Here is a 328-nt window from a genome sequence, read left to right as displayed (position 1 = left end):
CTAAAATTAATGCTCCAGCAATAGCGTTTCCTTATTTAAGAGCTTATATTTCAAATTTAACTTTGCAATCTGGATTTGAACCTAGAATTTTACCTTCAATAAACTTTGTGGCTTTATCTAAAGAAGACTTGCATTCAATGTTGTAACGCAACAAAGCGTTTTAATTTTTAATAGTTACTAAGCTACGTTTTTTAATTCAGATTCCAATACTTCTTTAGGAGTTTTATACCCAATGATTTTTCTGGGTTTGTTGTTTAGTTTATGTTCGAGTTTTAAGAGCTGTTTTTCGTCAATGAGGTTAAAATCTGTTCCTTTAGGGAAGTCCCTT

The 328-nt window shown here is 30.8% G+C and carries 1 protein-coding gene; it reads left to right on the top strand.

Annotation, left to right across the window (positions count from 1 at the left end):
* The first annotated feature begins 5 nt into the window (after window positions 1-5).
* Window positions 6-146, top strand: coding sequence for a protein-export chaperone SecB (locus HGB55_RS15625; protein ID WP_371807834.1), 141 nt, complete (start codon window positions 6-8; stop codon window positions 144-146).
* Window positions 147-328: the final 182 nt, after the last annotated feature.

This window comes from Lutibacter sp. B1 (assembly GCF_012524075.1).
Classification (GTDB): domain Bacteria; phylum Bacteroidota; class Bacteroidia; order Flavobacteriales; family Flavobacteriaceae; genus Lutibacter.
This window is presented reverse-complemented; position numbering and strand designations above follow the sequence as displayed.